The 25,607-nt window shown below is 55.6% G+C and carries 23 protein-coding genes; 6 read left to right on the top strand and 17 right to left on the bottom strand.

Features of this window, described 5'->3' with window-relative positions:
- Positions 1 to 52 precede the first annotated feature (52 nt).
- The 5 genes from thiL to nrdR all read right to left on the bottom strand — a co-directional run bounded on the left by thiL (position 53) and on the right by nrdR (position 3,658).
- On the bottom strand, positions 53 to 1,024 hold the full coding sequence (gene thiL, locus ACMWKA_RS17160; RefSeq protein WP_013095840.1) for a thiamine-phosphate kinase: 972 nt from the start codon (positions 1,022 to 1,024) through the stop codon (positions 53 to 55).
- 77 nt (positions 1,025 to 1,101) lie between these two features.
- The gene (nusB, locus tag ACMWKA_RS17155) at positions 1,102 to 1,521 is read right to left on the bottom strand and encodes a transcription antitermination factor NusB (protein WP_006809908.1); all 420 of its coding nucleotides are present in this window, start codon (positions 1,519 to 1,521) and stop codon (positions 1,102 to 1,104) included.
- 21 nt (positions 1,522 to 1,542) lie between these two features.
- Positions 1,543 to 2,013: a 6,7-dimethyl-8-ribityllumazine synthase gene (gene ribE / locus ACMWKA_RS17150; RefSeq protein WP_003859098.1), complete on the bottom strand. Its 471-nt coding sequence runs from the start codon at positions 2,011 to 2,013 to the stop codon at positions 1,543 to 1,545.
- A gap of 87 nt (positions 2,014 to 2,100) precedes the next feature.
- Positions 2,101 to 3,204: a bifunctional diaminohydroxyphosphoribosylaminopyrimidine deaminase/5-amino-6-(5-phosphoribosylamino)uracil reductase RibD gene (ribD, locus tag ACMWKA_RS17145; RefSeq protein WP_028028139.1), complete on the bottom strand. Its 1,104-nt coding sequence runs from the start codon at positions 3,202 to 3,204 to the stop codon at positions 2,101 to 2,103.
- A 4-nt stretch (positions 3,205 to 3,208) separates the two neighbouring features.
- Positions 3,209 to 3,658 carry a transcriptional regulator NrdR gene (nrdR, locus tag ACMWKA_RS17140; RefSeq protein WP_008503337.1) on the bottom strand — a complete coding sequence of 150 codons (450 nt, stop codon included), beginning with the start codon at positions 3,656 to 3,658 and terminating at the stop codon, positions 3,209 to 3,211.
- A gap of 152 nt (positions 3,659 to 3,810) precedes the next feature.
- Here nrdR and ACMWKA_RS17135 point away from each other — a divergent pair, with 152 nt between their 5' ends.
- Together ACMWKA_RS17135 and ACMWKA_RS17130 are read left to right on the top strand one after the other, a co-directional pair.
- Positions 3,811 to 4,350, top strand: a complete 540-nt coding sequence (locus ACMWKA_RS17135; protein ID WP_014830864.1) for a DUF3251 domain-containing protein — start codon at positions 3,811 to 3,813, stop codon at positions 4,348 to 4,350.
- A gap of 270 nt (positions 4,351 to 4,620) precedes the next feature.
- Complete coding sequence (locus ACMWKA_RS17130; RefSeq protein WP_025756198.1) at positions 4,621 to 5,505, top strand: nucleoside-specific channel-forming protein Tsx; 885 nt, start codon at positions 4,621 to 4,623, stop codon at positions 5,503 to 5,505.
- 78 nt (positions 5,506 to 5,583) lie between these two features.
- Here the strand turns inward: ACMWKA_RS17130 and ACMWKA_RS17125 are convergent, their stop codons facing one another.
- The 7 genes from ACMWKA_RS17125 to queA form a co-directional block, all read right to left on the bottom strand.
- Positions 5,584 to 6,264, bottom strand: a complete 681-nt coding sequence (locus tag ACMWKA_RS17125; RefSeq protein ID WP_020686374.1) for a helix-turn-helix transcriptional regulator — start codon at positions 6,262 to 6,264, stop codon at positions 5,584 to 5,586.
- 14 nt (positions 6,265 to 6,278) lie between these two features.
- Positions 6,279 to 6,644 (bottom strand): VOC family protein, encoded by a 366-nt coding sequence (locus tag ACMWKA_RS17120; RefSeq protein ID WP_414760448.1) that lies wholly within the window; start codon positions 6,642 to 6,644, stop codon positions 6,279 to 6,281.
- A gap of 138 nt (positions 6,645 to 6,782) precedes the next feature.
- Entirely contained in the window at positions 6,783 to 7,754 is a 972-nt protein-coding gene (secF, locus tag ACMWKA_RS17115; protein ID WP_013095834.1) for a protein translocase subunit SecF, read from the bottom strand.
- Positions 7,755 to 7,764: 10 nt separating this feature from the next.
- Entirely contained in the window at positions 7,765 to 9,612 is a 1,848-nt protein-coding gene (gene secD, locus ACMWKA_RS17110) for a protein translocase subunit SecD (protein WP_071830016.1), read from the bottom strand.
- Positions 9,613 to 9,639: 27 nt separating this feature from the next.
- Positions 9,640 to 9,972, bottom strand: a complete 333-nt coding sequence (gene yajC, locus ACMWKA_RS17105; protein WP_000007630.1) for a preprotein translocase subunit YajC — start codon at positions 9,970 to 9,972, stop codon at positions 9,640 to 9,642.
- Between the two features lie 22 nt (positions 9,973 to 9,994).
- The gene (tgt, locus tag ACMWKA_RS17100) at positions 9,995 to 11,122 is read right to left on the bottom strand and encodes a tRNA guanosine(34) transglycosylase Tgt (protein ID WP_013095832.1); all 1,128 of its coding nucleotides are present in this window, start codon (positions 11,120 to 11,122) and stop codon (positions 9,995 to 9,997) included.
- 55 nt (positions 11,123 to 11,177) lie between these two features.
- Positions 11,178 to 12,248, bottom strand: coding sequence for a tRNA preQ1(34) S-adenosylmethionine ribosyltransferase-isomerase QueA (queA, locus tag ACMWKA_RS17095; protein WP_048970459.1), 1,071 nt, complete (start codon positions 12,246 to 12,248; stop codon positions 11,178 to 11,180).
- 92 nt (positions 12,249 to 12,340) lie between these two features.
- Between queA and acpH the strand changes: the two genes are divergently transcribed.
- Together acpH and ACMWKA_RS17085 are read left to right on the top strand one after the other, a co-directional pair.
- Positions 12,341 to 12,922 carry an ACP phosphodiesterase gene (gene acpH, locus ACMWKA_RS17090; RefSeq protein ID WP_028028137.1) on the top strand — a complete coding sequence of 194 codons (582 nt, stop codon included), beginning with the start codon at positions 12,341 to 12,343 and terminating at the stop codon, positions 12,920 to 12,922.
- Positions 12,923 to 13,049: 127 nt separating this feature from the next.
- Entirely contained in the window at positions 13,050 to 13,652 is a 603-nt protein-coding gene (locus tag ACMWKA_RS17085; RefSeq protein WP_013095829.1) for a peroxiredoxin, read from the top strand.
- A gap of 55 nt (positions 13,653 to 13,707) precedes the next feature.
- Here ACMWKA_RS17085 and malZ read toward each other — a convergent pair whose 3' ends face one another.
- The 5 genes from malZ to phoB form a co-directional block, all read right to left on the bottom strand.
- A complete protein-coding gene (gene malZ, locus ACMWKA_RS17080) occupies positions 13,708 to 15,522 on the bottom strand; it encodes a maltodextrin glucosidase (RefSeq protein WP_414760447.1) in 1,815 nt (604 codons plus the stop codon).
- Positions 15,523 to 15,660: 138 nt separating this feature from the next.
- Positions 15,661 to 17,034 carry a proline-specific permease ProY gene (gene proY / locus ACMWKA_RS17075; RefSeq protein WP_013095827.1) on the bottom strand — a complete coding sequence of 458 codons (1,374 nt, stop codon included), beginning with the start codon at positions 17,032 to 17,034 and terminating at the stop codon, positions 15,661 to 15,663.
- 81 nt (positions 17,035 to 17,115) lie between these two features.
- Complete coding sequence (gene brnQ / locus ACMWKA_RS17070) at positions 17,116 to 18,435, bottom strand: branched-chain amino acid transporter carrier protein BrnQ (RefSeq protein ID WP_414760446.1); 1,320 nt, start codon at positions 18,433 to 18,435, stop codon at positions 17,116 to 17,118.
- Between the two features lie 409 nt (positions 18,436 to 18,844).
- Complete coding sequence (gene phoR / locus ACMWKA_RS17065; protein ID WP_029883416.1) at positions 18,845 to 20,140, bottom strand: phosphate regulon sensor histidine kinase PhoR; 1,296 nt, start codon at positions 20,138 to 20,140, stop codon at positions 18,845 to 18,847.
- Positions 20,141 to 20,161: 21 nt separating this feature from the next.
- Positions 20,162 to 20,851, bottom strand: coding sequence for a phosphate response regulator transcription factor PhoB (phoB, locus tag ACMWKA_RS17060; protein ID WP_010428026.1), 690 nt, complete (start codon positions 20,849 to 20,851; stop codon positions 20,162 to 20,164).
- A gap of 186 nt (positions 20,852 to 21,037) precedes the next feature.
- Between phoB and sbcD the strand changes: the two genes are divergently transcribed.
- Both sbcD and sbcC read left to right on the top strand, forming a co-directional pair.
- Complete coding sequence (gene sbcD, locus ACMWKA_RS17055; RefSeq protein WP_020686366.1) at positions 21,038 to 22,243, top strand: exonuclease subunit SbcD; 1,206 nt, start codon at positions 21,038 to 21,040, stop codon at positions 22,241 to 22,243.
- Positions 22,240 to 25,371: an exonuclease subunit SbcC gene (sbcC, locus tag ACMWKA_RS17050; RefSeq protein WP_414760445.1), complete on the top strand. Its 3,132-nt coding sequence runs from the start codon at positions 22,240 to 22,242 to the stop codon at positions 25,369 to 25,371. Before sbcD ends, sbcC begins: the two co-directional genes overlap by 4 nt.
- The last annotated feature ends 236 nt before the right edge of the window (positions 25,372 to 25,607 follow it).

Below are 25,607 nucleotides of genomic sequence, written 5' to 3'. Positions count from 1 at the left end.
ACGTAAGCCGGGTAAGGCGAAGCCGCCACCCGGCAGTACAGATCGCACAACATCACCCGAAGTGATCGTACCCTTTCCAGTCCAGCGTAACGGGCGCACCATCTTTCACAAACTTCAGCCCTTCACTCTCCGGCATGATCTGGCCGATACAGGTAAACTTCGCGCCAAGATGCGCTAACGCCACGTCCAGCGTCCCACGGTTGAGCTCAGGCACGGTAAAGCACAGCTCATAATCTTCTCCACCGGAGAGCGCCCAGCGCAGCGCCTGCTCAGGCTCGACGTGTCGAAGCAGCTGCTCTGATAGCGGGAACAGATCCAGGTCAACGCGCGCGCCGACACCGCTGGCCTTCAGAATATGACCGAGGTCTGAGATTAACCCGTCCGAGAGATCGATAGCTGAGCTTGCCCTTTCGCGTAGCGCCTGGCCGTGAAGAATACGCGGCGTTGGCCGCAGATGGCGTTTGACCAGATATGCCGCGTCGTCAGTATCGTTCACGGTTAAGCGATCCTGGAGGATCGCCAGTCCCGCTGCGCTGTCGCCCGGCGTACCGGTGACGTAGATCCAGTCGCCAGGTTTCGCCCCGGAGCGTTTCAGCGCGCGTCCAGCCGGCACATAACCGTGGATCGCGAGCGTCATCGATAGCGGCCCCGCCGTGGTATCGCCGCCAATCAACTGCATGTCGTAGTAGTTAAGCTGCTCAAACAGAGCGTCACTAAAGGCTTCAAGCCAGGGTTCATCGACCTCTGGCAGCGTCAGGGCCAGCGTTAACCACGCCGGATCGGCCCCCATCGCGGCCAGATCGCTCACGTTGACCGCCAGCGCTTTATACGCCAGATCGGCAGGATCGATATCAGGTAAGAAATGGCGCCCGCACACTAAGGTGTCGGTGCTGATTGCCAGCGTCTGTTTTTCGGGAATATTGAGAAGTGCACAGTCATCGCCAATGCCGGTTTCAACATCAAGACGAGAGGTTCTGACACGGTCGAAATAACGGGCAATCAGGGAGAATTCGCCGCATGCCATACGTTATGCCTCAGCAAATAAAAGAAAAAACCGGAGCCGCACTGCCCGTCAGGCAATGCAGAGCTCCGGTTTGCGGATCACTTTTTGTGGGGACGGATCGCAGGTGCTGCTTTATCAAGAACGCCGTTTACAAACTTGTGGCTGTCTTCCGCGCCGAAGGTTTTCGCCAGTTCGATCGCTTCGTTGATGGCCACTTTGTACGGCACATCATCACGTTTAGACAGCTCAAACAGCGCAATGCGCAGCACTGCTTTTTCTACCTGACCCAGCTCTTCGAGCAGACGGGAGAGATAGGGTTTCATCAGACCATCGAGATACGCGCTATTAGTCGCCACTCCCGACAGCAGTTCACGGAAGTACAGAACGTCAACATCTTTCACGTCCTGTTCTGACAGGAACTGGTATTCAACATCAGCGATGTCGTTCTGGGACAACTGCCAGGAGTAAAGTGCCTGAACGGCACATTCACGGGCGCGGCGACGAGCAGCAGGTTTCACGGAATTCCCCTTACAAAAAAATCAGGCCTTGATGGCTTTCAATACATTGATCATTTCAAGCGCGGTGAGTGCAGCTTCTGCACCTTTGTTACCGGCTTTAGTGCCAGCACGTTCGATGGCTTGTTCAATACTTTCGGTGGTCAGCACGCCGAACGCGACAGGAATTTCAGCGTCCTGTGCAACGTGCGCCAGACCATTGCTTGCACCGCCCGCAACGTATTCGAAGTGCGCAGTGCCGCCACGAATAACGGTACCCAGCGCAATCACCGCGTCGTATTTACCGGTTTTCGCCAGCGCACCCGCTGCCAGTGGCAGTTCGTAAGCACCTGGAACCCACACAACGGTAATGTTGTCATCTTTAACCTGGCCGATACGTTTCAGGGCGTCAACCGCACCTTCCAGCAGGCTATCGTTGATGAAGTTGTTGAAACGCGCAATGGTGATGGCGACGCGAGCGTCCGGGGTAGCTACAGCAGCTTCAATAATGTTCATACTCTTCCTTTACGGGTTCATTTGGCCCCGCAGGGGGGCGGATTTTATCATAATACTTTGCGCACTGCTTCCCTATTTCAGGAGCAATTACGCTGTCGTTAAATGGAGGCAAACATCCGGACCCACCGGACGAATCTCGCTAAATTTGAGTTGTGGTGCATCGGCCAGTTTTTCAAGGCCGGGCAGCACAAACAGGCCACGCGCGTCGCTACCCAGCAGTTTAGGCGCAACGTAGACAATCAGTTCATCGACCAGACCTGCCTGGAGCAGTGCGCCTGCCAGCGTCGGGCCGGCTTCCACCCAGATGCTGTTCACCTGCTGCTTACCCAGCAGCATCATCAGCACCACGAGATCCAGATGACCGTTGTGCTCCGGCACCATAATGCTGCGCACGCTTTCCGGCCAGTCGCGTGAATCTTCCTTTGTGCGGGCAATCCAGGTTTCACCGGGCTGCTGCACAATGCGGTGTTCAGGCGTGACGCGGTTCTGGCTATCAATGACAATACGCAGCGGCTGACGCAGGTTTTCCTGCGGATACAGCGCCTGGGTATCGGCATTCAGTTCGTTCCAGCGCACGGTCATGGCCGGATCGTCCGCGAGAACCGTTTCACTGCTGGTGAGGATAGCATGGCTTTGCGCACGCAGACGTTGCACATCGCGCCTTGCCTGCGGCGAGGTGATCCACTGACTTTCGCCGTTCGCCATCGCCGTGCGGCCATCCAGTGAGGCGCCCAGCTTAAGCTGAATATACGGGAACCCGGTACGCATACGTTTCAGGAAGCCTTTGTTAATCGCTTCCGCGTCCTGCATCATCAGGCCGTGGCTAACATCGATCCCTTCCTGCTGCAGACGGTACAGACCACGTCCGGCCACCTGGGGATTAGGATCCTGCATCGCAGCGACAACGCGTGACACTCCCGCCGCAATCAGCGCTTCACAGCATGGCGGTGTGCGCCCGTGATGGCTGCACGGCTCAAGCGTCACGTAGGCCGTAGCTCCGCGCGCTTTTTCACCCGCCATACGCAGGGCATGCACCTCAGCATGGGGCTCGCCCGCGCGGTAGTGGAAACCTTCGCCCACGATCTCGCCATCTTTAACAATGACGCATCCGACGTTGGGGTTAGGATGGGTGGTAAATCGACCGCGCTGCGCCAGCTTCATGGCGCGCGCCATGTACATCTCATCCTGCATGGACTCAATCCTGTAAGCGGGCGATCTCTTCGCCAAACTCTTTGATATCTTCGAAACTGCGGTAGACAGAGGCGAAGCGGATATAGGCAACCTTATCGAGCTTTTTCAACTGCTCCATCACCAGATTGCCGATCATCTTGCTGGGCACTTCACGTTCACCCAGACCACGAAGGTAAGATTTAATGTGGTTTAACGCCATTTCCACGTCATCCGCGCTGACGGGGCGTTTTTCCAGCGCTTTGAGCATTCCGCTGCGCAGCTTCTCTTCGTTAAACGGCTCGCGCACATCGTTACTTTTTACCACGCGCGGCATGACCAGCTCTGCCACCTCAAAGGTCGTGAAACGCTCGTTACATACCAGACACTGCCGACGGCGGCGTACGGAAGACCCTTCGCCCACAAGACGAGAATCGATGACTTTGGTATCCACAGCGGAGCAGAATGGGCAATGCATACGGTATCCCTGTTATCTGGTTAACTGACTTTCATTTTACCCTGAACTGGCCTGACAACAAAGGAAGAGCTTTTTGAGACAAAGGATCTATGTCTGTCGGGATGATGCTGGCTACCATTACGGTGATCCGTTATTTCAAGGAATTAAACGCAATGACAAGACGTTACCTGAAAATTCTGCTGGTGGGGAGCCTCTTCACCCTTAGTGCCTGTGCACAGCAAACCGAAGTCCGCCAGATGAAACAGAGCGTGAATACGCTCAATACGGCAATGGACAAACTGAACAAAGAGACCGTGAAGATCACCCAGCAAAACGCGCTGAATGCAAAATCCACCAGCGGAGTATATTTGCTGCCGGGGGCCAACACCCCTGCCCGTCTCAACAGCCAGGTTGGCACGTTAAAAATGTCGCTGGTGAATGTGGCGGCAAATGCGGATGGTACTCGCGCAACATTACGCATTCAGGGTGAGTCCAACGATCCGCTGCCAGCCTTTAGCGGCACCGTCGAGTGGGGCCAGATCCAGGGCACCACCGAGAATTACCAGGAGGTGAACGTGAAGAATCAGCTCTTCACCGCCCCGGCCAGTGTTTTAGCGCCGAGTGATGTGGATATTCCGCTGCAGTTAAGCGGCCTTACGCCCGATCAGTTAGGCTTTATCCGTATTCACGACATCCAACCCGCCGCGCAGTAATCCCCCTCCTTTTGAGCGGAGTGAAATGTCACTCCGCTAACATTTACATTTCGTATGGATTGGCAACATAAATGATTGCCGCTACAATCCCGGCCGTTTAAAGTACGCAAACGTGAACGCAATCGATTACGCGTGTGAGAGATATGTGAAACAACACATATTTTTGTGAGCAAGGATTCCTATAATAGGCTCCGCAGAAACACGAAATATTTAGAAACGCAATTCGCGCATTTTCACTCCCGGAAGGGAATTTCAATCAGTGGCATGATTATGAAAAAAACATTACTCGCAGCCGGCGCCGTGCTGGCATTGTCCTCCTCTTTCACTGTTAACGCAGCGGAAAACGATAAACCACAATACCTCTCCGACTGGTGGCACCAGAGCGTTAACGTGGTCGGCAGCTACCACACCCGTTTCGGACCTCAGATCCGTAACGATACCTACCTGGAGTACGAAGCGTTCGCCAAGAAAGACTGGTTTGATTTCTACGGCTATATGGATGCACCGGTCTTCTTCGGTGGTAACACCGACGCAAAAGGTATCTGGAACCACGGTTCCCCACTGTTCATGGAGATCGAACCGCGCTTCTCTATTGATAAACTGACTGGTACCAGCCTGGCGTTTGGTCCGTTCAAAGAGTGGTATTTCGCGAACAACTATATCTACGACATGGGCCGTAACAAGTCCGGTCGCCAGAGCACCTGGTATATGGGTCTGGGTACCGACATCGACACGGGCCTGCCAATGAGCCTGTCTCTGAACGTGTACGCTAAGTATCAATGGCAGAACTACGGTGCCGCGAACGAAAACGAGTGGGATGGTTACCGTTTCAAAGTGAAATACTTTGTGCCAATCACCCAGCTGTGGGGCGGCAACCTGAGCTATATCGGCTTCACCAACTTTGACTGGGGTTCCGATCTGGGCGACAACGACTTCCGCGATCTGAACGGTAAGAAAGCGCGCACCAACGACTCCATCGCCTCCAGCCACATCCTGGCGCTGAACTACGATCACTGGCACTACTCTGTTGTTGCGCGTTACTGGCACAACGGTGGACAGTGGAACGACGACGCCAGCCTGAACTTCGGCAACGGCGACTTCAGCGTCCGTTCTACCGGTTGGGGTGGTTACCTGGTAGTGGGTTACAACTTCTAATCGTGTGATTGTTGCCGGGTGGCGCTGACGCTTACCCGGCCTACAAAACCTGTGCGGGCTGCCTCTCCCCGTGACTTGTTACTGCTTCACCTTGCGCAAAAAATCCGCCAGCGATCGGTCTGCACTCTCACTAAAGCGCCTTTCCGTAAGGACAATTTTGAGGCATCTGTCGAGACGGAAACAGCGATAGTCATCGCGCAGTTCACACCATGACGCCAGTAACCAGCGTTCTCCCCAGAAAAACAGCCCCAGCGGCTGAACCTCACGCGTTGAAAATTGCCCCGCTTCGTCACGATAATGCAGCACGAGCACGCGCTGGGCCGAGATCGCCTGATGTATGACATCAAAATCACTGCGGGAGTGGCTTTTCATGCCAAAATCCGGGGCGTAGATCCGCGTCTGTTCTGCCTTTCGGCGGCTCTCTTCGGGCAGGATCGCGAGCACTTTCTCCTGTGCCGACTCCAGTTCGCGCGACAGCGACTCCCCGCCCCAGGTGGTAAGCAGGCGAATAGCCACAATCAGCGCCTCAGACTCCTTGTTTGTCAGCATCAGCGGCGGCAGGTCAAACCCCGACATCAGCCGGTAACCGCTCCCCGCTTCGCCCTCCACCGGCACGCCGGAAAGCGACAGGTCGCGGATATCGCGGTACACCGTGCGCTCAGAAACGCCCAGCCGGTCCGCAAGATGCGCTGCCGTTGTCAGACGTCGGCCCCGCAGGATCTGTACTATCTGAAACAAACGGTCAGCGCGTCGGGTCATTTTTGCTTACGTTCTCAGGCAGGTTGATGAAGGCCGACGCGATTACCTTCGCTGTCGGTAAATAAAGCAATAGTACCATTACCGCGCGGTAACTCCAGCGGGCCAAACACGCACTCGCCGCCCGCAGAGGCAATGCGATCGAGCGTTGCTGTCAGATTGTCAGTATGCAGGTAGATAATGGCCCCCTGCACCGAGGGAATAATCCCCTCAAATTTTGCCAGCGCGCCGCCGGTGGCCGGATCCTCATGCGGGAATACCGCCAGATCGGCGCTGTCCATTTTCTCGCGCCTCAGTGAAACCTGCATCACCGGCTCATAAAATTTGATGGCGCGATCCATATCCGCGACCGGAATTTCAAACCAGTTAATCACACTTTTCATACATCCTCCTGCCTCTTGTTTGGGTTCAACAGGAGTCTACGACAGGGCTCCTGACAGCATACTGTCAGGAGTGTTTGTCAGGAGCAGATAAAAAAATCCCGGTCAACAGACCGGGATTTCGATAACGCGATAAACGTCTTACGGCAGAATAGACGGCTGATCCGCCCCTTCTTTCTCGACTTTCTGCTGGAGCAGGTGCTCGCGCTTCATGCCAAGTTTCAGTGCCAGAGCGGACGCCACGTAGATTGACGACGCGGTACCGATAGACACACCGATCAGCATGGTCAGCGAGAAGCCTTCCAGCACCGGACCACCGAAGAGATACAGCATCAGGATCACCATCAAGGTGGTACCGGATGTGATCAAGGTACGGTGCAGGGTCTGGGTCAACGACACGTTAAAGATTTCGTACGGCGTACCGCGACGGATCTTACGGAAGTTTTCACGAATACGGTCAGATACCACGATACTGTCGTTCAGGGAGTAACCGATAACGGACATCAGGGATGCCACAATTGTCAGGTCAATCTCAATATGGAACAGAGACAGTACGCCCATGGTGATCACCACGTCGTGCGCCAGTGCGATAACCACACCCGCCGCCAGTCGCCACTCAAAGCGGAAACCGACGTACACCAGGATGGAGATCAGCGCCACCAGCAGCGCCATCGCACCGGTTTGCGCCAGGTCCGCACCCACGCTCGGGCCGACGAACTCAATACGCTTAACCGTGGCGTTCTGGCTGGTTGTTTCGTTAATCACGCTAACAACCTTGCTGCCCAGTTCCTGACTGCCGTTGGCATCGTGTACCGGCGGCATACGCACCATGATGTCGCGGCTGCTGCCGAAGTTCTGCAGCAGCGGCTCTTCAAAGCCCGCTTTCTGCAGTGACTGACGCATCTGGTCCATATCGACCGGTTTTTCCAGGGTGATTTCAATCACCGTACCACCGGTGAAATCCAGACCCCAGTTAAAGCCTTTTACGCCCATAACGACGATGGACAGAATCAGCAGTAAACCTGAAATGCCGAAGGCCCAGTAGTCCCAGCGCATAAAGTCCCAGACTTTACGGCCGTGGTTCAATTGTTCAACAGTATATTCCTGTGCCACAACGCACTCCTCAGATAGACAGCTTTTTGACGCGCTTGCCGCCGTACAGCAGGTTCACGATGGCACGGGTGCCGACAATAGCAGTAAACATTGACGTTGCAACACCGATACCGGTGGTAATCGCAAAGCCTTTGATTGCGCCAGTCCCCACTGCATACAGGATAAGAACCTTGATCAGTGTTGTTACGTTCGCATCGAAGATGGAGCTGAACGCGCCTTTATAGCCTTCATCAATCGCCTGCTGAACAGAGCGACCGTTGCTCAACTCTTCTTTGATACGTTCGTTAATCAGTACGTTGGCGTCGACTGCCACCGCAAGGGTCAGAACGATACCCGCAATCCCCGGCATGGTCAGCGTCGCCCCTGGCAGCAGGGACATAATGCCGATGATCAGCACCAGGTTCGCGATCAGCGCGGAGGTGGCAATCAGACCAAACTTCTTATAGAAGAAGATCATGAAGAGGATAGAGACCGCCAGACCGGCCAGACATGCTTCCAGCCCCTGCTGGATGTTTTGCATACCCAGAGTTGGACCAATGGTACGTTCTTCAACAATCTGAATTGGCGCAATCAGCGCACCGGCACGCAGCAGCAGAGAGAGCTGACGCGCTTCGTTCGGGTTGTTGATACCAGTGATACGGAAGCTGTTACCCAGACGAGACTGGATATTGGCGATGTTAATCACCTCTTCCTCTTTCACCAGCACCGCACGGCCGTTAGCGTCTTTCTTACCGCTGTCTTTGTACTCCACGAACAAGGTTGCCATCGGTTTACCGATGTTGTCCTTGGTGAAGTTAGACATGATGTTACCACCCGCGCTGTCCAGCGAGATGTTAACCTGCGGCTGGTTGTACTCGTCCTGGCTGGAGGTGGAGTCGGTGATATGGTCACCGGTCAGGATCACGCGTTTGTACAGCACAACGGGCTGACCTTCGCGGGTCTCTTTCACTTCCGAGTCACCCGGAATACGGCCAGAAGCGGCAGCAGACTGGTCAACGTTGGTGTTCACCAGACGGAATTCCAGCGTTGCAGTGGCGCCCAGAATCTCTTTCGCGCGCGCGGTGTCCTGAATACCCGGCAGTTCTACAACGATACGGTCAGCACCCTGACGCTGCACCAGCGGTTCAGCCACGCCCAGTTGGTTTACACGGTTGCGCAGAATGTTGATGTTCTGCTGAACGGCATATTCACGCGCTTCTTTCAGACGGGCGTCGGTCATTACCGCGCGCAGCTGGTTGCTGCCCTGAGCGGTGATCACCAGGTCACGGTGACGTTGGGTCAGGTAATCTACAGCCTGATCGCGCGCCGCACTGTCGCGGAACGTGATGCTCATACCGTAGTTATCTTCTTTACGAACGGTGGTATACGCGATGCCTTTTTCACGCAGATCGCTGCGCAGGCTATCGATATTCTGTTCCTGCAGTTTGCCCAGCGCGGTATCCATATCCACTTCCATCAGGAAGTGTACGCCGCCACGGAGGTCAAGACCGAGTTTCATTGGCTCTGCGCTCAGCGCAGCCAGCCAACGTGGGGTAGCAGGAGCAAGGTTAAGCGCCACGACGTATTTATCACCCAGCACGCCCATCAGCGCTTCACGAGCGCGGAGCTGCGTGTCGGTGGTGTCGAAGCGAGCAAGAATTGCGCCCTCTTCCAGAGCCACAGACTTAGCGGTAATTTTTTCTTCTTGTAACGTTTTCTGGACCTGGATCAGCGTTTGCTCACTGGCGGCGACACCGCGCGCGCCAGTGATTTGAACAGCCGGATCCTCACCATACAGGTTGGGAAGCGCGTACAGCAGGCCGACGAGAATCACGACGACCAGCATGATGTACTTCCACAAAGGATAACGGTTTAACACGGCAGTTCCCTTTGGGAAAAGTTGGGATTACAGCGCCTTCATGGTGCCTTTCGGCAGAACGGCAGCTACGAAGTCACGTTTGATAACCACTTCAGTGGTGTCGTTCAGGGCGATAGCAATGTAGCCACTTTCAGCCACTTTGGTTACGCGACCGACCAGGCCACCGTTAGTCAGGACTTCATCACCTTTCGCGATGGAGTCCATCAGCTTTTTGTGCTCTTTGGTACGCTTCTGCTGTGGGCGCAGGATCATGAAGTAGAAGATCAGACCGAACACAACCAGCATCAGAATCAGAGACATCGGGCTGCCCTGCGCTGGAGCACCTGTTGCCGCTACCGCATCAGAAATAAAAAAGCTCATTCAAATTCCCTCATTATTAATATTAATCAACGTTCAAAGGTGGAACGGTTCGACCCTGACGTTGGTAAAAATCGGTCACGAAGCTCTCTAATTTACCCTCTTCGATAGCCTTGCGTAAACCAGCCATTAAGCGCTGATAATAGCGAAGGTTATGAATGGTATTGAGACGCGCGCCCAAAATCTCATTGCAACGATCGAGATGATGCAAATACGCGCGAGAATAATTGCGACAGGTGTAGCAATCGCACTCGGCATCGAGCGGACTGGTGTCACTCTTATGCTTCGCGTTACGGATTTTCACCACGCCATCGGTAACAAACAGATGACCGTTACGTGCGTTACGGGTTGGCATGACGCAGTCGAACATATCGATGCCGCGGCGCACACCTTCAACCAGATCTTCTGGCTTACCCACACCCATCAGGTAACGGGGTTTATCCGCCGGGATTTGCGGGCAGACATGTTCCAGAATACGGTGCATGTCTTCCTTCGGCTCACCCACAGCTAAACCGCCGACAGCGTAGCCATCAAAACCTATCTCTACCAGACCTTTAACAGAGATATCGCGTAAATCTTCGTAAACACTGCCCTGGATAATGCCGAACAGCGCATTTTTGTTCTGCAGGGAGTCAAAACGGTCGCGGCTACGCTTCGCCCAGCGCAGCGACATCTCCATGGAACGTTTAGCGTAATCCCAGTCCGCCGGGTATGGCGTACATTCGTCGAAGATCATCACGATGTCAGAGCCGAGATCGTACTGAATCTCCATAGACTTTTCAGGATCGAGGAAAATCGGATCGCCGTTGATCGGGTTACGGAAGTGGACGCCCTCCTCGGTGATCTTGCGAATATCACCCAGGCTGAAGACCTGGAAACCGCCAGAATCGGTCAGGATCGGGCCTTTCCACTGCATGAAGTCATGCAGATCGCCGTGAAGCTTCATGATCTCCTGACCAGGACGCAGCCACAGGTGGAAGGTATTACCGAGGATAATCTGGGCGCCAGTGGCTTCTACTTCTTCCGGCGTCATCCCTTTTACGGTGCCGTAAGTCCCCACAGGCATAAACGCGGGGGTTTCCACCACGCCGCGATCAAACACCAGGCGACCGCGACGCGCGCGGCCATCGGTGGTATCGAGTTCAAATTTCATTTTTATTCCTCTGTGCCAGAAAAACAGTCCAACACATTATTCCGGTGCCGCGGACTTATTCCCCGACACGCTCATTCAAAGCCAGCGGATTGTACGTGATAAACATCGCGTCCCCGTAGCTAAAAAAGCGATATTTTTGTTCTACCGCAGACTTGTATGCCGCCATGGTGTGCTGATACCCCGCAAAGGCGGAGACCAGCATAATCAGCGTTGATTCAGGCAGATGGAAATTGGTCACCAGTGCATCGATGACTTTGTACTGATAGCCCGGATAGATAAAGATCTGCGTATCGCCAAAGAATGGCTCGATCAGATCTTTTTGAGCCGCCTGGGCAGCGCTCTCCAGTGAACGTACGGAGGTGGTGCCTACCGCAACAATGCGGCTGCCGCGCGCTTTTGCCGCCAGAACCGCATCAACAACCTCCTGCGGCACTTCAGCATACTCAGAGTGCATGATGTGATCTTCAATGCTGTCTACCCGCACCGGCTGGAAGGTGCCCGCGCCGACGTGCAGCGTCACAAACGCCATCTCCACGCCTTTTGCGCGTAATTTTTCCAGCAGCGGTTCGTCAAAGTGCAGACCCGCCGTCGGCGCCGCTACCGCGCCAGGCTTCTGGCTGTAGACGGTCTGGTAGAGCTCACGATCGGCCTCTTCATCCGGGCGCTCAATGTACGGCGGCAAAGGCATGTGGCCGATGGCGTTGAGAATATCCAGCACCGTGCGCTCATCGTTGAACTCCACTTCAAACAGCGCGTCGTGGCGCGCGGTCATGGTTGCTTTGATACTCTCGTCATCGCCCAGCAGCAGTTCGGCACCCGGTTTAGGTGCTTTAGAGGCGCGAATATGTGCCAGAATACGTTTATCATCGAGCATACGTTCGACCAGCACTTCAATCTTGCCGCCGCTGGCCTTGCGGCCAAACAGACGCGCCGGGATCACGCGGGTATTGTTAAAGACCAGCAGATCGCCAGGGTTGAGCTTGTCGAGCAGATCGGTGAAAGTACCGTGCGTCAGCTCGCCCGTTGGCCCGTCCAGTGACAGCAAGCGACAGCTACTGCGCTCAGGCATTGGATAGTGAGCAATCAGGGATTCAGGTAGTTCAAAGGAGAAATCGGCGACGCGCATGACGTATACTCGTGACTTAAAAACAGGCGGCATAGTCTAGTGCTCACACCCTTTTGCTGCAACAACTAGCCGCCCCCGGACAAATAAAACGCATGAATTTTCTCGCTCACCTGCACCTCGCTCACCTCGCTGACAGCTCCCTTTCCGGCAATTTGCTGGCCGATTTCGTCCGCGGCAACCCCGCCGAGACCTGGCCCGCTGAGGTTGTCGACGGGATTTTTATGCATCGTCGTATCGATGTCATGACGGATAATCTGCCAGAAGTAACCGAGGCCAAAGCGTGGTTTCGCCCCGAAACGCGCCGCGTTGCGCCAATCTCGCTTGATGTCATGTGGGACCATTTCCTGTCGCGCCACTGGGCGCAGCTGTCGCCGGAGATGCCATTGCCGGATTTTGTGCGTTATGCCCACCAGCAGGTGTCGATCATCCTGCCCGACTCGCCGCCGCGCTTTGTGAATCTGAATAATTACCTGTGGTCGGAACGCTGGCTGGAGCGCTATCGCGAGATGGACTTCATCCAGAATGTGTTAAATGGGATGGCGAGTCGCCGACCGCGTCTGGATGCGCTACGCGATTCATGGCATGACCTGGACGAACATTACGATGCGCTGGAAACGCGTTTCTGGCAGTTTTACCCGCGAATGATGACGCAGGCGAAAAACAAACAGCTCTGACAGAATTCGCATTGATAGGTAAAAGCTGGCGGAACGATTGTCACCACCTCTTTGTCTTATCCAGGAACACTCTCTATACTGGCTCGCGTTGCGTTCCAAATAACCTTAGTATCTACAGGAGAATCATATGGTTCTGGTAACTCGTCCGGCTCCGGATTTTACAGCTGCAGCAGTTCTGGGCAACGGTGAAATCGTTGAAAACTTCAACTTCAAACAGCACACCAACGGTAAAGCGACCGTTCTGTTCTTCTGGCCAATGGACTTCACTTTCGTTTGCCCGTCTGAGCTGATCGCGTTCGACAAACGTTATGAAGAATTCCAGAAGCGTGGCGTAGAAGTGGTTGGCGTCTCCTTCGACTCTGAGTTTGTACACAACGCATGGCGTAACACCCCTGTCGACAAAGGCGGCATCGGTGCGGTGAAATACGCAATGGTTGCGGACATCAAACGCGAAATCCAGCAGGCTTACGGTATCGAACATCCGGACGCTGGCGTTGCGCTGCGTGGCTCCTTCCTGATCGACGCGAACGGCATCGTGCGTCACCAGGTTGTGAACGATCTGCCGCTGGGTCGTAACATCGACGAAATGCTGCGTATGGTTGACGCGCTGCAGTTCCACGAAGAGCACGGTGAAGTGTGCCCGGCTCAGTGGGAAAAAGGTAAAGAAGGTATGTCTGCGTCCCCAGACGGCGTTGCGAAATACCTGTCCGAGAACGTATCCAGCCTGTAATCGGCACGGTTTACGAAAAAGGCCCGCTTATGCGGGCCTTTTTGTTATCACGCCGTCAGCCAAACCAGAAGGAAGCAGAAATCGCCGGCAGGGAGAGGATCCCCTCCTGCACGCTCCCTTTCCCCTCTTTTAGCTGCCACGCGCTCACGTTAAGCAGCGGAGAGTCATCCAGCACCACTTCGCACGCCTCGCCCCGGTTGATGGCTACCAGCACGCGCTGCTGGTTATAGACGCGGACAAACACCACCACGTTGTCGTGGGCATAAACCACCTGACAACCACCGTAGCGCAGCGCCTGGCTCTGCTTACGCAGTTTCGCCAGCCGCTGATACAGGCTGAACAGCACGTTGTCCTGCTTCGCCGGATCCCATGGGAAGGTTTTGCGGCAGAATGGATCGTTGTTCCCGTCCAGCCCCACCTCATCGCCGTAATAGATGCACGGCACGCCCGGCCAGGTAAAGAGCCAGGTCACCGCCAGCGGCAGGCGCGCGACATCCTTACCGAGAAGGGATTTGAATCGCGCGGTGTCATGGCTGTCGAGCTGGTTAAACATCCGTAACTGCTGCTGATGCGAAAGACTGGCGCGGTAGTTATCCATCCATGCCATGCAGGTTTCCGCATCAATATGCTGCGGATCGTAGGAAATATCGGTGTTAGCAAGGAATCCCCACAGCGGGAAGGTAAAACCGCGATAGTTCATTGCCGCATCTTCCGCGTCCGCCTGCAGCCACTGGCGCGCGTCGCCAAAATGTTCGCCAAACACGAACGCCTCCGGCTGCGCGGCTTTTGCTGCACGGGTGATCCCGGCAACGTGCTGAAGGTTATTACGCGCCCCGCCCGCTTCACCGAGCATATGCACCACGTCAAGACGCCAGCCATCCATATTCCATGGCTCACTCAACCAGTGGCGCACAATGCTGTTTTCACCGCCGTAAATCTCGTTCACCAGCGTTGGCGACTGGAAATCCAGCTTCGGCAGGCTCGGATAGCCCAGCCAGTCCAGCGCGCGACCCTCCTCGTTGAAGCTGTACCAGTCGCGCTGGGGTGAATCCGGGTTATGGCACGCCCCGCCCATCGACTGGTTATGACGGTCAAACCACGCGTGTGAGTCGCCGCTGTGGTTGAACACGCCGTCCAGTATCAGACGCATGCCCTCTTTTTGCGTATTTTTACGCAGACGAAGCAGCGCGTCATCACCGCCAAACTGCGGGTCAACGTGGCGATAATCGGCGGTATCGTATTTATGCACGCTCGGTGCTTTAAACACCGGGTTAAGGTACAGCGCCGTCACGCCCAGCTTCTTCAGATAAGGTAGCTTTTCGCTGATGCCGTCAAGATCGCCGCCGTAGAACGTCGAGCCGCCCGCCTGCGCGGTTAACGGCTCATCCCATTCTTTCAGGATAATGTCGTGTCCTGCGGCGTGGTGATAATAGACCTTATCCTGCCCGGCTGTGCGCGTTTCGCTGCGCGCAAAGCGATCCGGGAAGATCTGATAAAAGACCTGATCGTTAACCCACTGCGGGCCAGCGTCCGGGTAATCGACGGCAAACTGCTCCAGCCGCGCCGGAGGAAAACGGCTAAATCCCTGCGGGGTAAACCACAGCTGGCGGTTATTCCAGAGCAGCTTAAAGCTATAGCGTCGGCGCGGCTGGCCGCTGCGCAAGTCGATGTTTGCCCGCCATGCCGTTACGCCAGGCTGCGGCTGGCTGCGCTGCTTGTGCATTTTCAGCGTGGTTTCTTCATTATCGACTTCAGCGCGTAGCGTCACGCGTTCAGGCTGATTTTCCCCCGCCAGCCAGAGCGTAATCACAAGGTTGTCTTTGTTTTGCTTAACAAATGGGGCAACCGGAAGGTGCCAGGCGTTTAACATCACGAATCCCCTTTGATGAAATTGACGTCACCTTGCCACAGGGTGATTAAGGTTAGCTCACCATGACGTGATTTATTGGGGGAGGAGAAAGGAGGAGGAGACAAAATTCCCTCTCCCACAGGGAGAGGGCATAAAATATTACTGCGCCTGCGCCAGCTGACGGTCGCGGCGGCATTTAAACACCCAACCCAACAGCAGCAGCACGATCCACGCACAGCCCACGTAGAGGGAAATACGGGTATCAGGATGGTAGCCAATCAGGCCGATGATAAACACCAGGAAGATCAGCCCAACGACGGTCGTCGCTACCCCGCCTGGCACTTTAAACTTCAGCGCTTTTGCCTCCTCAGGGGACAGACGGCGGCGGAACGCAATCTGTGACAGCAGGATCATGATCCACACCCACACGGTCGCGAAGGTCGCCAGAGAAGCGATCACCAGGAAGACGTTTTCCGGCATGATGTAGTTCAGGTAGACCGACAGCAGCAGCGCAACGGTCATCACCATAACCGTCACCCACGGCGTGCCGCGACGGGAGGTTTTGGCAAAGACCTTTGGCGCACTGCCCTGCTCTGCCATGCCGTGCAGCATGCGGCCCACGCCAAAGACGTCACTGTTGATCGCTGAAAGCGACGCGGTCAGGACCACAAAGTTCAGGATGCTGGCCGCAAAGGCGATGCCCATATGCTGGAAGGTCAGCACAAACGGGCTACCGTTGGTCCCCACCTGGTTCCACGGATAGATAGACATAATGACGAACAGCGTACCCACATAGAACACCAGAATACGCATCGGCACCGAGTTGATGGCGCGTGGAATGGATTTCTCCGGGTCTTTGGCTTCCCCGGCGGTAATCCCGATGATCTCAATCCCGCCGTAGGCGAACATCACCATCTGGAGCGACATCACCATGCCGAGCCAGCCGTTGCTGAAGAAGCCACCGTTGCTCCAGAGGTTATGAATACCGGTTGGCTGGCCGCCGTTACCGATCCCCCAGATGATGATGCCGAAACCGGCCACAATCATGATGATGATGGTGGCAACCTTGAAGAAGGAGAACCAGAATTCCAGTTCACCAAAGACCTTCACGCTCATCAGGTTGACGGCGCAGATAATCAGCACCACGCTCAACACCCAAATCCAGTGCGGAACCGCCGGGAACCAGACGCCCATGTAGATGCCAAAGGCGGTGACGTCGGCAATGGCCACAATCAGAATTTCGAAGCAGTAGGTCCAGCCGGTAATAAACCCGGCCAGCGGGCCTAAATTCTCCTGCGCATAGCGCGAGAATGAACTGGCTGAAGGGTTATGAACCGACATCTCTCCCAGCGCACGCATGATGATATACGCCGCCACGCCGCCGATGATGTAGGCCAGCAGAACGCTTGGACCGGCCATTTTGATGGCATCTGCCGAGCCATAAAAAAGACCGGTACCAATAGCTGAGCCGAGCGCCATAAAGCGAATGTGGCGCGTGCTCAGTCCACGTTTGAGTTTGTTAGTACTTTCCATTTAAATCTTGCCATTCAACACGAAAAAAACAAAAAACCACGGGGCCTTAAGCCCCGTGGTTAAACAGTTTGTTGCCGTTGATTAATGGGCGTTCGATGCGACCTGACGCCCTGCAGCACGGTCCCAGATAATGGCCAGAACCAGTGCAACAACGGTAGGCATCAGCCAGGCCAGACCTTGCTCAGACAGCGGCAGACGCTGTGTCCAGACTGGCAGGATGTGAGCAAACGCTGATGCTTTAATCCCGTCAAGGATACCAAAAATCAGGCTGATAAACATGGCTGGCGCAATAATTCGCGAGGAGTTGTTCCACCACGGACGCGTAAAGCTCAACACCACCAGCACGATACACGGCGGATAGATGGCCGTCAGCACCGGAATGGAGACCTGAATCAGGTGGCTCAGACCGAGGTTAGACACCGCCATGGAGAAGATGCCAAGGATGAATACCAGCGTGCGGTAAGAGAGCGGCAGATATTGCGCAAAGAACTCCGCACAGGCACAGGTCAGACCAACCGCCGTCACCAGACAGGCCAGGAAGATCAGGGCCGCCAGCAGCATGCTGCCCGCACCGCCAAAGGTGTGCTGGACGTAAGCGTGCAGAATTGCCGCACCATTCGCGTTCTGATCGACCAGCGTGGCGCTATCGGAACCCAGGCGGAACAGCGCCAGATAGAGCAGCGTCAGGCCCACACCGGCCATCAGACCAGCCCAGATGGTATAGCGGGTCAGCAGACGCGCTTCGGTCACACCACGGGAACGAGCGGCGTTCACGATAACGATACCAAACACCATCGCGCCCAGCGTATCCATGGTCAGATAGCCGTTCACAAATCCGTTAGAGAAGGCCGCGTTTTGGTAGGCATCCATCGCGCTGCTGATAGGACCCGCAGGCCAGATAATGGCCGCAACCGCCAGCACGATCAGCGCGATAATTTTGAGTGGAGCCAGGAAGTTACCCACGGTATCCAGCAGTTTGCCCGGATAGAGGGAGACCAGAATCACAATAGCGAAGTAAACCAGGCTGTAGATAAACAGCGGCATCGCACCGTCACCGGTCAGTGGCGCAATCCCCACTTCGAAGGAGACTGTCGCGGTACGCGGGGTCGCAAACAGCGGGCCAACGGCCAGATAACACACCGTTGCCAGCAGGACGCCAGCCACTTTACCAATTGGGGTGCTGAGGCTATCAACGCCGCCGCCAACTTTCGCCAGCGCAACCACGGTCAACACCGGCAGGCCCACGGCAGTGATCAGGAAACCAAATGCTGCTGTCCAGACGTGTTCACCCGCCTGTAAGCCAACCATTGGGGGAAAAATGATGTTGCCTGCGCCAACGAACAGCGCAAATGTCATAAAGCCCAGCGCGATGATGTCACGCGATTTTAAGTGATGGGTCATAAAACCTTACTGCCTGTGGATGTGGTGTTGAATATATTGAGATTTTCGCCATCCCCAATGGGACGATACAGCGGAAATTTTGCTCAATTTCAGCGGGATATGCTCCCGTCCTGGCGTGGAGAAGAATAGTTTTTCGATTTACCACGCAAATACAGTCGGTCTGACAGTATCTGGGGGGCAATTTAAACGCTTATAACGTTTAAAGGCAAGGAGGGATCGTAAAACCAGAACAATATACCATCATGAAAATACCAACCAGAATAATTCGCTAATATCATGAAAAAGCCATGGCTAATCATGCGAACAAAAAAGCACCAGCCGTATAAAATTTATTCGCGTTTCGCTTTACTGCAAAGCAAACGGGCCAGCAATAGCTGGCCCGTGGAAAGGTAAAATGACACACCCGCCGTCAGGCGATCTTTTTGGCAATTAATCGTTCCGGTATAACGAAACTGAAACGGGTTCCTTTGCCCAGCGTGCTTTGAATATCGAGGCGGCTTTCATGGTGATTCACCGCGTGCTTCACAATGGCCAGCCCCAGCCCGCTTCCCCCCGTTTGCCGGGAACGGGCTTTATCTACCCGGTAAAACCGCTCGGTCAGACGTGGAAGATGCTCAGGCGCAATGCCCGGCCCGTTATCCTCGACGCTAAACTCGGCCCCCGTTGGTGTCTGCTGCCAGCGCACCATAATATCCGTTCCTTCCGGGGTATGATTAACCGCGTTATAGACCAGGTTAGAGATAGCACTCCGCAGTTCATCCTCGCTCCCGAGCACCTTCAGACTGTTATCGACGTCAAAGGTCAGATGATGTTTTTTATGGCTTAAGGTTTGCGCTTCGCGCTCCACTACCCGCAGCATCATCGGTACGTCGATAGTGTCATTTAAGGCAAGTGTCGGAGCCGCCTCAATCTTCGACAGCGTCAGCAGCTGTTTCACCAGCCCTTCCATACGGTGCGTCTGCTCGCGCATGGTATGCAGCGCCTTCTCACGCGGCGCCCCTTCAAGCGTCTGCTCCTGCATCATCTCCAGATAGCCCTGCAGCACCGTCAGCGGCGTGCGCAGCTCGTGGCTCACGTTGGCGAAGAAGTTGCGTCGTGCCCCTTCCAGCTGGTGCATCTGGGTGACGTCGCGCGCCACCATCAGCCATTGCCGATCGCTGTAGGGCATTACACGTATTTCAAGATGGCGGCCATTGTTGAGCTTCAGATTATGCGGACGCGTGAAATCACGTTTTTTCAGATACTGCGTAAACTCCGGATAACGCAGAAGGTTGAGGATATTCTGGCCATTATCGTCCGGCCAGCGCAGGCCCAGCAGCTGTTGGGCGAGACCGTTACACCAGAAGATTGTCCCCTCTTCCGTGGTCAGAATCACCGCATCCGGCAGCGATTCCGCACCGCTGCGAAAGCGTTTAATCAGGCTTCCCAGCTCGCGACGGCGCTTTTTATTACGCATCTGCATCTGGTGCAGGCCGTAAAGCAGAGGCTCCCAGCTCCCGCTTCCTGGGGGAGGCGTCATACTTCTGTCAACCCACAACCACCAGGAGAGGCGCAGTAAGTTCCAGAAATGCCAGATCAGCAGCCCGGTCACAGACGCCAGCAGAAACCACGGCAGGTATCCAAGAAAGGCCCCCAAAATGAAGGCCGGAATACAACATAAGATCAGTTCAAAGACGAGCCTTTTCCATGACAGACGTTCCAGCACGCGTCACACTCCTGTCATTGTTCAGAAACGGGTAGAAAAACGATAACCCGTGCCGCGGACCGTCTGTACCATGCGATCGTGGCCGCTCAGTTCCAGCGCTTTACGCAGGCGGCGGATATGTACGTCAACCGTCCGGTCTTCGACATACACGTTAGTTCCCCAGACGTTATTCAGCAACTGCTCGCGGCTGTAAACACGCTCCGGGTGAGTCATAAAGAAATGCAGGAGTTTGAATTCGGTAGGCCCCATGTCGAGGGGATTTTCGCCCGTCATAACACGGTGCGAGGTGGGATCAAGGCTCAGGCCCTGCATCTCAATGACCTCTTCCACCGCCATCGGTGAAATACGGCGCATCACAGCTTTAATACGGGCAACCAGCTCTTTCGGTGAGAAGGGTTTGGTAATGTAATCATCCGCGCCGGTCTCAAGGCCGCGCACGCGATCTTCCTCTTCACCGCGCGCGGTAAGCATGACAACGGGGATATCACGGGTCATCGCTTCACGCTTGAGGTGTTTGATAAACTGCAGTCCGGAGCCGCCAGGCAACATCCAGTCAAGCAGGATCAGATCGGGCCAGGGTTCATTCAGCTGGTTCACCGCGCTGTCATAATCTTCCGCTTCGACCGGCTGGAAGCCATTTTGTTCGAGCACGAAGCACACCATTTCACGAATTGGAGCTTCATCTTCTACGACCAGAATACGTCTCGCCATACTTTGCCCTGTCTTATCTTATTTAAGTTACAAGTTTGTAATGCGGCGTCATTATGCGTCAGATTTATGACAGATTTATGAAAAACAGTACCACGTAAAATGGCAAACTGTTGTTTTATTACAGCGGTTATTTTCCAGCTTCTGAAAGTTTATAATCCCCATTCCTTTTTTTGCCACGGATTCGCTATGCGCATATTACACACCTCGGACTGGCATCTGGGTCAAAACTTTTACAGCAAAAGCCGGGCAGCGGAGCATGAAGCGTTCCTGAACTGGCTGCTGGACACGGCCCGATCGCACGAGGTGGACGCGATTATTGTTGCGGGTGACATTTTCGATACCGGTTCGCCGCCAAGCTATGCGCGTGAGCTCTACAACCGCTTCGTGGTAAATCTGCAACAAACCGGCTGTCATCTGGTGATTGTCGCCGGTAACCACGACTCCGTCGCAACGCTGAATGAATCCCGCGATATCCTGGCCTTCCTTAACACGACCGTGGTAGCCAGCGCCGGTCATGCGCCGCAGATCCTGAAAAAACGTGACGGTACACCGGGAGCGGTGCTGTGTCCGGTGCCCTTCCTGCGCCCACGCGATATCGTGCAAAGCCAGGCGGGGATGTCCGGCGGGGAAAAGCAGCAGCATCTGTTGCAGAGCATCACGGACTATTATCACCAGCAACATACGGATGCCTGCGCCCTGCGCGGCGAACAGGCCATTCCGGTGATTGCCACCGGGCATCTTACTACCGTCGGCGCCAGTAAAAGTGACGCGGTGCGTGACATCTATATTGGTACGCTGGACGCCTTCCCGGCGCAAAATTTCCCGCCAGCGGATTATATCGCGCTCGGGCATATTCACCGGGCGCAGGTCATCGGCGGCTGCGAGCACATTCGCTACTGCGGCTCGCCCATTGCGCTCAGTTTTGATGAGACCGGCAAAGCCAAATGTGTGCACCTGGTGAGCTTTAATGAGGGCAAACTCAGCGCCGTGGAGTCGCTGGAGGTTCCCGTCACCCAACCGCTGGCTGTGCTGAAGGGCGATCTGGCGGCGATTACCGCTCAGCTGGAGCAGTGGCGCGGTGTCGAGCAAAATCCGCCCATCTGGCTGGATATTGAAATCACGACCGACGACTACCTGCATGATATGCAGCGTAAAATTCAGGCGTTGACGGAAGATCTGCCCGTCGAGGTCTTACTGGTTCGCCGCAGCCGCGAACAGCGCGAGAAAATTCTGCTGGGTGCACAGCGTGAAACGCTCAGCGAACTGAGGGTGGAAGAGGTATTTGAACGCCGACTGTCGCAGGAAGAGATTGACGACACCACGCGCGCAAGGCTTAACGAGCTGTTCCTTCATACCCTGCACGCGCTCAGCGATGAGGAAGAAAACGCATGAAAATTCTGAGCCTGCGTCTGAAAAACCTCAACTCCCTTAAGGGCGAGTGGAAAATTGACTTTACCGCCGAGCCGTTTGCCAGCAACGGGCTGTTCGCCATTACCGGCGCGACCGGTGCCGGGAAAACGACCCTGCTCGACGCCATCTGTCTGGCCCTTTACCACGAAACGCCGCGTCTGCAAAAAGTCTCCCAGGCACAAAACGACCTGATGACCCGCGATACCGCCGAGTGCCTGGCCGAGGTGGAGTTTGAGGTAAAAGGCATAGCGTATCGTGCGTTCTGGAGCCAGAACCGCGCGCGCAATCAGCCAGATGGAAACCTGCAGGCACCGCGCGTTGAACTGGCGCGTTGTGAAGACGGTAAAATTCTGGCAGATAAAGTGACGGACAAACTGGAGCAAACCGCCGCGCTCACCGGGCTGGATTATAGCCGTTTTACCCGTTCAATGTTGCTCTCCCAGGGGCAGTTTGCCGCCTTCCTCAACGCTAAACCGGGCGATCGCGCCGAACTGCTGGAAGAGCTGACCGGCACCGAGATCTACGGTCAGATCTCAGCGATGGTGTTCGAGAAACATAAGGCCGCCCGTAACGCGCTTGAGATGTGCGAGGCGCAGGCCGCAGGCGTGGTGTTACTGAGCGAAGCGCAACAGCAGCAGTTACAGCAGAGTTTGCAGGCACTTACTGACGAAGAGAAAACCCTGTTGACTCAGCAGCAGAACCAACAGCGCGATTTTCAGTGGCTGACGCGCAACGACGAGCTTATTCGCGAGCAGCAGCGGGTTATGCTCCTGCAACAGCAGGCGCAGCAGGCTCTGACCGACGCCGCGCCTGAGCTGGCCAAGCTCCAGCTTGCGCAGCCCGCCGCCCAGCTTCGCCCCCTGTGGGATAGCCAGCAAGAACAAACCACGCGCCTCGCGCAGACAAAGCAGCGCATTGTCGAAGTAAATACTCGCTTACAGGCCAAAGCCGCGCAGCGCTCACGCATCCGTCATACGGCGCTGCGTACCCATGCGCAACTGCAGAATGACCTTACGATCCAGGCAACATGGCTGGCGGAGCATGAACGTTACCGCGTGTGGGGCCAGGAGATTGCTGGCTGGCGCGCCCATTTTGCGCAGTTGAACCGCGATAAACATCAGATTGCCACGCTTGCAGCCCGTATTGCTGAATTACGTCAGAAGCTCGCCGGGATGCCGGAAAACCCCCTGACGCTGACGGCGGATGACGTGGCAGCGGCAATGGAGCAACAGTCCCGGTCACGTCCTTTACGCCAGCGCCTGACCACGCTTCATGCCCGCTATCAGCCGCTGCAAAAACGGCTGCAAGAGAACGCGGATACCCGGCAAAAAGCGCAGTCCGAGCAGGTAAAACTCAATGAAACGCTGACGCTGCGCCGCCAACAGTACAAAGAAAAAAACCAGCACTATGTCGATTTGAAAGCATTGTGTGAAAGCGAAGCGACGATCAAAAAGCTGGAAAGCTACCGCTCGCAGCTTGAGGCCGGAAAACCCTGCCCACTGTGCGGCTCCAGTGAACATCCCGCCATTGAGACGTATCAGGCGCTTGAGCTCACCGATAACCAGCGGCGCCGGGACGCGCTGGAAAAAGAGGTTGCCGCGCTTAAAGAGGAAGGTCTGCTGGTGCTGGGACAGGTCAATGCCCTGACGCAGCAGATCCAGCGAGCAACAGACGAAGCGCAGGCGCTCTCTCAGGAAGAGCAAGCACTCATTAAAGAGTGGCAGGAGGTCTGTGCAGACCTGAATATCTCGTTGAATATTCAGGAAGATATCGCCCCATGGATGAACGAACAGGAACAGTACGAACGTCAGCTCTATCAGCTCAGCCAGCGCCTGACGCTGCAAAACCAGCTTAACGAACAGCAAGCGCAGGAGCGTCAGTACCAGCAGCAGCTGTCGGCAACGCGTCAGGCACTGGAAAACGCCCTGCTCGCGCTGTCGCTGCATGTTCCTGAAGAGGGGGAAGAGACCGCCTGGCTGTACGCCCGGGAAACGGAATTCAACCTGTGGCAGGAAAAACAGACGCAGTATGCTGCAATTCAGGAGCGCATTAATACCCTGAAACCGCTGCTCGATACGCTTCCGGCAGGCGATGACACCGAGGCAGAACCGGCCATTCCTGAGAACTGGCGCGAGATCCACGACGAATGCCTGTCCCTGCAAAGCCAGCTTGCCACCCTGCAGCAGCAGGAGAGTCTGGAAAGCGAGCGGCTACAGCACGCCACAGCGCAATTTGCCACCGCGCTGGCGGCAAGCTGCTTCGCCGATCGCGAGGCCTTTCTCGCCGCGCTGCTGGATGAGGAGACCATCCGCCATCTTGAACAACGCAAGCAGACGCTGGAGAGCCAGCTTCAGCAGGCAATTGCGCTTAGCGGGCAGGCTGAACAGCTGCTACAGGCCCACCAGCATCAGCGACCGGAAGGGCTGGACGCCGACGCGCAAACCCTGCATGCGCAGCTACAGCAGCTGGCGCAGCAGCTTCGCGAGAACACCACTCATCAGGGGGAGATCCGCCAGCAGCTTAAGCAGGACAGCGATAACCGCCAGCACCAGCTGGCGCTGATGCAGCAAATTGACGAGGCCTCACGTCTGGCCGAGGACTGGGGTTATCTGAATGCGCTGATAGGCTCCAGCACCGGCGACAAGTTCCGTAAATTCGCCCAGGGTCTGACGCTGGATAATCTGGTCTGGCTCGCTAACCAGCAGCTTAACCGCCTGCACGGGCGCTATCTGCTGCAGCGTAAAGTCAGCGACGCACTGGAGCTGGAGGTGGTTGATACCTGGCAGGCCGATGCCGTACGCGATACCCGCACGCTTTCTGGCGGCGAAAGCTTCCTCGTCAGTCTGGCGCTGGCGCTGGCACTTTCCGACCTGGTGAGCCACAAAACGCGAATCGATTCGCTGTTCCTGGATGAAGGTTTCGGCACGCTTGACAGCGAGACGCTGGACACCGCGCTGGATGCGCTCGACGCGCTGAATGCCACCGGGAAAACCATCGGCGTGATAAGCCACGTCGAGGCTATGAAGGAGCGTATTCCGGTGCAAATCAAAGTGAAGAAGATTAATGGACTGGGGTATAGCAGGCTGGATAAGGAGTTTGCGGTGCAGTGAAAGGCGGATCGGCGCGGTCTGGTGCCCTCACCCTGGCCCTCTCCCACAGGGCTGAGGGTTCCCCATAAAATAATGCCTGCACGGAGGACCCCCTCTCCCTTGAGGGAGAGGGCTGGGGTGAGGGGGAACATATGGCTGTAGAGGTAATTCCGTTCACTTTATGTTCCTTGCTACTCTGTAACGGCATGACTTGTGAACGTTCCAGGGCGGCTCAGTCGCCACCACCCTGGCGACCC

It is taken from the genome of Enterobacter sp. 03-F-07-AD-ECC, assembly GCF_047530935.1.
GTDB classification, from domain to species: domain Bacteria; phylum Pseudomonadota; class Gammaproteobacteria; order Enterobacterales; family Enterobacteriaceae; genus Enterobacter; species Enterobacter cloacae.
Note: the sequence above shows the minus strand (reverse complement) of the source record. Positions and strands in the feature narration are given on the sequence as shown.

Bases quoted from the DNA above. Each gene is read 5' to 3' on its own strand.
- thiL (WP_013095840.1), bottom strand. From the start codon at position 1,024: ATGGCATGCGGCGAATTCTCCCTGATTGCCCGTTATTTCGACCGTGTC.
- ribE (WP_003859098.1), bottom strand. From the start codon at position 2,013: ATGAACATTATTGAAGCTGCTGTAGCTACCCCGGACGCTCGCGTCGCC.
- ribD (WP_028028139.1), bottom strand. From the start codon at position 3,204: ATGCAGGATGAGATGTACATGGCGCGCGCCATGAAGCTGGCGCAGCGC.
- nrdR (WP_008503337.1), bottom strand. From the start codon at position 3,658: ATGCATTGCCCATTCTGCTCCGCTGTGGATACCAAAGTCATCGATTCT.
- ACMWKA_RS17135 (WP_014830864.1), top strand. From the start codon at position 3,811: ATGACAAGACGTTACCTGAAAATTCTGCTGGTGGGGAGCCTCTTCACC.
- ACMWKA_RS17130 (WP_025756198.1), top strand. From the start codon at position 4,621: ATGAAAAAAACATTACTCGCAGCCGGCGCCGTGCTGGCATTGTCCTCC.
- ACMWKA_RS17125 (WP_020686374.1), bottom strand. From the start codon at position 6,264: ATGACCCGACGCGCTGACCGTTTGTTTCAGATAGTACAGATCCTGCGG.
- ACMWKA_RS17120 (WP_414760448.1), bottom strand. From the start codon at position 6,644: ATGAAAAGTGTGATTAACTGGTTTGAAATTCCGGTCGCGGATATGGAT.
- yajC (WP_000007630.1), bottom strand. From the start codon at position 9,972: ATGAGCTTTTTTATTTCTGATGCGGTAGCGGCAACAGGTGCTCCAGCG.
- tgt (WP_013095832.1), bottom strand. From the start codon at position 11,122: ATGAAATTTGAACTCGATACCACCGATGGCCGCGCGCGTCGCGGTCGC.
- queA (WP_048970459.1), bottom strand. From the start codon at position 12,248: ATGCGCGTCGCCGATTTCTCCTTTGAACTACCTGAATCCCTGATTGCT.
- acpH (WP_028028137.1), top strand. From the start codon at position 12,341: ATGAATTTTCTCGCTCACCTGCACCTCGCTCACCTCGCTGACAGCTCC.
- ACMWKA_RS17085 (WP_013095829.1), top strand. From the start codon at position 13,050: ATGGTTCTGGTAACTCGTCCGGCTCCGGATTTTACAGCTGCAGCAGTT.
- malZ (WP_414760447.1), bottom strand. From the start codon at position 15,522: ATGTTAAACGCCTGGCACCTTCCGGTTGCCCCATTTGTTAAGCAAAAC.
- proY (WP_013095827.1), bottom strand. From the start codon at position 17,034: ATGGAAAGTACTAACAAACTCAAACGTGGACTGAGCACGCGCCACATT.
- brnQ (WP_414760446.1), bottom strand. From the start codon at position 18,435: ATGACCCATCACTTAAAATCGCGTGACATCATCGCGCTGGGCTTTATG.
- phoB (WP_010428026.1), bottom strand. From the start codon at position 20,851: ATGGCGAGACGTATTCTGGTCGTAGAAGATGAAGCTCCAATTCGTGAA.
- sbcD (WP_020686366.1), top strand. From the start codon at position 21,038: ATGCGCATATTACACACCTCGGACTGGCATCTGGGTCAAAACTTTTAC.
- sbcC (WP_414760445.1), top strand. From the start codon at position 22,240: ATGAAAATTCTGAGCCTGCGTCTGAAAAACCTCAACTCCCTTAAGGGC.